Annotated in this window: 5 protein-coding genes; 4 read left to right on the top strand and 1 reads right to left on the bottom strand. The window is 56.6% G+C overall.

Features of this window, described 5'->3' with window-relative positions; translation table 11 throughout:
* Nucleotides 1-16: 16 nt before the first annotated feature.
* A complete protein-coding gene (locus EKN38_RS11750; RefSeq protein WP_014831512.1) occupies nucleotides 17-568 on the bottom strand; it encodes an NAD(P)H nitroreductase in 552 nt (183 codons plus the stop codon).
* Nucleotides 569-735: 167 nt separating this feature from the next.
* Here EKN38_RS11750 and sppA point away from each other — a divergent pair, with 167 nt between their 5' ends.
* From sppA to EKN38_RS11770, 4 genes are all read left to right on the top strand, one after another.
* A complete protein-coding gene (gene sppA, locus EKN38_RS11755; RefSeq protein ID WP_014831511.1) occupies nucleotides 736-2,592 on the top strand; it encodes a signal peptide peptidase SppA in 1,857 nt (618 codons plus the stop codon).
* A 63-nt stretch (nucleotides 2,593-2,655) separates the two neighbouring features.
* On the top strand, nucleotides 2,656-3,672 hold the full coding sequence (ansA, locus tag EKN38_RS11760; RefSeq protein ID WP_014831510.1) for an asparaginase: 1,017 nt from the start codon (nucleotides 2,656-2,658) through the stop codon (nucleotides 3,670-3,672).
* A gap of 9 nt (nucleotides 3,673-3,681) precedes the next feature.
* On the top strand, nucleotides 3,682-4,323 hold the full coding sequence (gene pncA, locus EKN38_RS11765; protein ID WP_014831509.1) for a bifunctional nicotinamidase/pyrazinamidase: 642 nt from the start codon (nucleotides 3,682-3,684) through the stop codon (nucleotides 4,321-4,323).
* A gap of 171 nt (nucleotides 4,324-4,494) precedes the next feature.
* Nucleotides 4,495-5,751, top strand: a complete 1,257-nt coding sequence (locus EKN38_RS11770; protein WP_014831508.1) for a glycoside hydrolase family 18 protein — start codon at nucleotides 4,495-4,497, stop codon at nucleotides 5,749-5,751.
* Nucleotides 5,752-6,000: the final 249 nt, after the last annotated feature.

Genomic DNA, 6,000 nt, shown 5'->3' on the forward strand with positions numbered 1-6,000 from the left:
AGTTTAGCGCGCGTTATCAGAAACGGCTGACGAAAGGCGTGGTGTCCGGCACGCTAATGGTGCTGGAGGCTTTAAGCTGAGGGGTGCCGAGATAGAGGAAACCGACGATTTTATCATGCTCGCCGCAGTTGAGCCCGTCGCGCACCGCCGGGCTTTCAGTCAGTGGCCCGGTACGCCAGATACCATTGAAACCTTGTGCAACAGCGGCCATCTGCATCGCCATCACCGCGCATCCCGCCGACATCTCCTGCTCCCATACCGGCACTTTATGCTCCGCCTGACACTTCGCCACGACGGCGATGATCATTGGTGCACGGAACGGCGCGTTACGGGCTTTATCGATCCCTTTCTCATCCTGACCGGCGGCTACCGCCCCCTGCTCCAGCAGCTGGCTGAAGCGCTCGCGGCCTTCACCCTCAATAATAAAGAAGTGCCACGGCTGAAGTGTGCCGTGATCCGGCGCACGCATACCGGCACGCAGAATGTTCTCCAGCTGCTCACCCGCTGGCGCAGGATCCGCCAGACGTGACGCGCTACGGCGGTTAACAAGCAGTTCAAGTGCGTCCATTGGTTAACTCCTTTCTTGAAATTTACTCACAAAATTAACACGACGGCAGATTTTGTTACAGCCTGGCAGGCGATTCCTGCTGACAAGTGGCGGTTGGGTCATTACGATAACCCAACATTACCGTCCAGTGGCGACGGAAACAGTCATTTTCTGGTTAGGGAGAATACATGCGAACCCTTTGGCGAATCTTTGCCGGTTTCTTTAAATGGACGTGGCGACTGCTCAATTTCGTCCGCAACCTGGTGATGAACCTCTTTTTCATCCTCCTGGTGCTGGTTTGCGCGGGCATCTGGATGCACATCAGTAACGCGAATCAGTCGCAGCATTCGACGCGCGGGGCGCTGCTTCTCGATATCACAGGCGTGATTGTCGATAAGCCCTCCACCAGCAATCGTCTGGGGGTGATTGGTCGTCAGCTGTTCGGCGCCACCTCAGACCGTCTGCAGGAAAACTCCCTGTTCGATATCGTCGATACCATTCGTCAGGCGAAAGATGACCGTAACATTACGGGTATCGTACTGGATCTGAAAGATTTTGCCGGGGCCGACCAGCCTTCCATGCAGTACATTGGCAAAGCGCTGCGCGAATTCCGTGACAGCGGTAAACCGGTGATCGCGGTAGGCGACAGCTACAGCCAGGGGCAATATTATCTGGCGAGCTTTGCCAATAAAATCTGGCTTTCACCTCAGGGTACGGTCGACCTGCACGGCTTTGCCACGAACGGGCTTTACTACAAATCGCTGCTCGACAAGCTGAAGGTCACCACCCACGTGTTCCGCGTCGGTACGTATAAATCTGCCGTTGAGCCATTTATCCGTGATGACATGTCCCCGGCCGCCCGTGAAGCGGACAGCCGCTGGATTGGTGAGCTGTGGCAGAACTACCTGACCACGGTTGCCAGTAACCGTCAGATTACCCCTGCACAGGTCTTCCCTGGTGCTCAGGGCGTGCTGGACGGCTTGCGCAAGGTTGACGGCGATACCGCGAAATATGCGCTTGATAACAAGCTGGTCGATGCCCTGGGAACCAGCGCGGAGATCGAAAAGTCCCTGAGCAAACAGTTCGGCTGGAGCAAAGAGGATAAAAATTACAGCGCGATCAGCATGTACGATTACGCGGCGAAAAAACCGGATGAGAGCGGTGACAGCGTTGCCGTCGTCTTCGCCAATGGCGCAATCATGGACGGTCAGGAGACGCCGGGGAACGTCGGCGGTGATACCACCGCGTCGCAGATCCGCGATGCGCGTCTTGACCCGAAAGTGAAAGCGATTGTGCTGCGCGTGAACAGCCCGGGGGGCAGCGTCAGCGCCTCTGAAGTGATCCGCGCCGAGCTGGCCGCAGCGCGTGCAGCAGGTAAACCGGTGGTGGTTTCCATGGGCGGCATGGCGGCTTCCGGCGGTTACTGGATCTCAACCCCGGCTAACTACATCGTCGCTAACCCAAGCACCCTGACCGGGTCAATTGGCATCTTCGGGGTGATCAACACGGTAGAGAACAGCCTGGATTACCTGGGTGTGCATACGGATGGTGTGGCCACTTCGCCGCTGGCGGATGTGTCGGTAACCAAATCCCTGCCACCTGAAGTGTCCGAGATGATGCAGCTCAGCATTGAGAATGGCTACAAGCGCTTTATCACGCTGGTCGCTGACTCGCGTAAGAAGACGCCGCAGCAGGTCGACGAAATCGCTCAGGGCCACGTCTGGACGGGGCAGGATGCGAAGAGCAACGGCCTGGTCGACAGCCTGGGTGACTTTGATGACGCGGTGAAGAAAGCCGCCGAACTGGCGAAGCTCAAACAGTGGCATGTTGAATACTATCAGGATGAGCCATCGTTCTTCGATATGGTCATGGACAGCATGTCCGTCTCCGTGCGCGCCATGCTGCCGGACGCGCTGCAGGCTTATCTGCCAGCGCCTGTCGCCACGGCCGCGAAAGCGATGAAAGCGGAAGGCGACAAGCTCGCGGCATTTAATGATCCACAAAGTCGTTATGCGTTTTGCCTGACCTGCGCAAACGTACGTTAAAACCCGTCCCCTCTTCCGCTGAAGAGGGGATTTTTTTCTTTTGAAGAACAAGAAATCACTACCATGCAGAAGAAATCGATTTATGTAGCCTACACTGGCGGTACCATCGGGATGCAGCGCTCTGAAAACGGCTATATTCCCGTGTCCGGCCACCTCCAACGTCAGCTTGCCCTGATGCCGGAATTCCACCGCCCGGAAATGCCTGACTTTACCATCCACGAGTACGAGCCGCTGATGGACTCCTCCGACATGACGCCGGAAGACTGGCAGCATATCGCGGATGACATTAAAGCCCATTACGACCAGTACGACGGCTTTGTGATCCTGCATGGTACCGACACCATGGCCTTTACCGCCTCGGCGCTCTCCTTCATGCTGGAAAACCTGAGCAAACCGGTGATTGTCACCGGCTCGCAAATTCCGCTGGCGGAACTGCGCTCGGATGGACAGATTAACCTGCTTAACTCCCTCTACGTGGCGGCGAACTACCCGATTAACGAGGTCTCGCTGTTCTTCAACAACCGTCTGTATCGTGGCAACCGTACCACCAAAGCGCACGCCGATGGGTTTGATGCCTTCGCCTCACCAAACCTGCAACCGCTGCTGGAAGCGGGTATTCATATTCGTCGTCTGGGCACGCCGCCTGCGCCGAATACCTCAGGCGAGCTGATCGTTCACCCGATCACCCCGCAGCCGATCGGTGTGGTAACCATTTATCCGGGCATCTCTGCTGATGTGGTACGTAACTTCCTGCGCCAGCCGGTAAAAGCGCTGATTTTGCGCTCCTACGGCGTGGGTAACGCGCCGCAGAACGGCGAATTCCTGAAAGAGCTGCAGGAAGCGAGCGAGCGCGGAATTGTGGTGGTTAACCTGACGCAATGTATGTCCGGCAAGGTCAACATGGGTGGCTATGCCACCGGTAATGCCCTGGCGCATGCGGGGGTGATCAGCGGATTCGATATGACCGTCGAGGCCACACTGACTAAACTTCATTATTTACTGAGTCAGGATCTGGACATCCAGTCCATTCGCCGCGCCATGATGCAAAACCTGCGCGGCGAACTGACCCCGGACGAATAAGGAGGCCTCATGAAGCAACGCGCCCTGTTACTGGTCGATTTGCAAAATGATTTCTGCGCGGGCGGCGCACTGGCCGTCGCAGAAGGTGACAGCACGGTCGACGTGGCCAATATCCTGATTGACTGGTGTCAATCGCGCGGTGAAGCGGTTGTCGCAAGCCAGGACTGGCATCCGGCCAACCATGGCAGTTTTGCCAGCCAGCACGGCGTTGAACCCTTTAGTCAGGGTGAGCTCGACGGTCTGGCGCAAACCTTCTGGCCCGATCACTGCGTGCAGCAAACGGAAGGCGCCGCGCTACATCCGCTGCTGAATCAGAAAGCCATCGACGCGGTGTTTCATAAAGGCGAAAACCCGGCTATTGACAGCTACAGCGCCTTTTTCGATAACGGACATCGCCAGAAAACGGCGCTGGACGCGTGGTTACGTCACCACGAAATCACCGAGCTGATTGTGCTGGGGCTGGCAACCGACTACTGCGTGAAGTTTACCGTGCTGGACGCGCTCCAGTTGGGTTATACGGTCAGCGTCATCACCGACGGCTGTCGCGGGGTGAACATTCAACCGCAGGACAGCGCGCAGGCGTTTATGGATATGGCCGCTGAAGGCGCAACGCTCTATACGCTGGCAGACTGGCTGGAGACGCAGGCGTAGTCTTTTATGCCGGGTAAGGCGAAGCCGCCACCCGGCATTTCCACTCCGATCCCCATAAAGTGAACTCCCTCGCATCACCAGCGAAGCGGCAATGCTATGCTTTTCAGGCTGTTTTTTCGCCACGCTTTTTCTGTGGCGTGGTTATTTTTATTCTGTCAAAGAGGAACTTGTATGAAACGTTTGCCATTGCTGGCAGCTTTACCCTTGCTTTGCGCGTCAGTTGCTTATGCCGCCCCCCTGATGTCCGTGGGCTACTTTAACGGCGGTGGAGATGTGACCGCCGGCCCCGGCGGCGATATCAATACGCTCGATGTTCGCCAGATCACCCACCTGAACTATTCGTTTGGTCTTATCTACAATGATGAAAAAGACGAAACCAACGCCGCCCTGAAAGATCCGGCGAAGCGGCATCAGATCTGGTTATCGCCGAAAGTGGCGTCCGACCTGGCGCTTATCCCTCTGCTTCGTAAACAAAACCCGAATTTAAATGTTCTGCTTTCCGTCGGCGGCTGGGGTGCCCGCGGCTTCTCAGGCGCAGCCGCCACCAGAGAGAGCCGCGCGGTGTTTATCCGCTCGGCGCAGGAGATTGTTGAGAAATACGGTCTGGACGGGATCGACCTTGACTGGGAATACCCGGTAAACGGCGCATGGGGACTGGTTGCAAGCACGCCTGCTGACCGGGATAATTTTACTGCCCTGTTGAAAGAGCTGCGCACCGCCTTCGGGCAGAAAAAACTGGTCACGATTGCGGTTGGAGCCAATGCGGAAAGTCCGAAAAGCTGGGTCGATGTGAAAGCCATCGCCCCCCTGCTCGACTATATCAACCTGATGACCTACGACATGGCGTACGGTACTCAGTATTTTAACGCAAACCTGTATGACTCCAGCGCCTGGCCGACCGTGGCGGCCGCAGATAAATACAGCGTCGATTTTGTGGTGAACAATTATCTGGCCGCTGGCCTGAAGCCACAGCAGATGAACCTCGGGATTGGTTTCTATGGCCGCGTGCCAAAACGAGCTGTGGAACCGGGCATTGACTGGAGCAAACCCGATGCGCAAAACAATCCGGTTACGCTGCCTTACTTCGGCCCTCAGGAGATCGGGTTGTTCAAATCACTCGGTTATGACCTGACCAAAGATACCTACGTGAAGTACAACGATATTGTGAAGAAGCTGCTTAACGACCCGCAAAAGCGCTTTACCGAACACTGGGACGACCAGGCGAAAGTGCCGTGGCTTTCCGTGAAGGGCGCCGACGGGAAGGATCTGTTTGCCCTCTCGTATGAGAATCCGCGTTCCGTTGCCATCAAAGCGGACTATATCAAAGAGAAAGGTCTGGCAGGCGCAATGTTCTGGGAGTATGGGGCGGATGATAACAACCAGTTAGCGAAGCAGCTGGCGGAGTCGCTCGGGATCCCGCACAAGTAGTGAGGTAATCAACCCCTCTCCCACCGGGCTGAGGGTTCCCCACAAAATAATGCCTGCACGTAGGACTCCCTCTCCCTTGAGGGAGAGGGCTGGGGTGAGGGGGAACATATGACTGTAGAGGTAATTCCGTTCACTTTACGTTCCTTGCTGCTCTGTAACAACATGACCCGTGAACGTGCCAGGGTGGCTCAGTCGCCACCACCCTGGCAACCCGGGCTCCCGGCGGTAAATCGCCGCTTCGCGGTGCCT

The organism is Enterobacter sp. WCHEn045836 (genome assembly GCF_003965585.1).
GTDB lineage: Bacteria > Pseudomonadota > Gammaproteobacteria > Enterobacterales > Enterobacteriaceae > Enterobacter > Enterobacter dissolvens.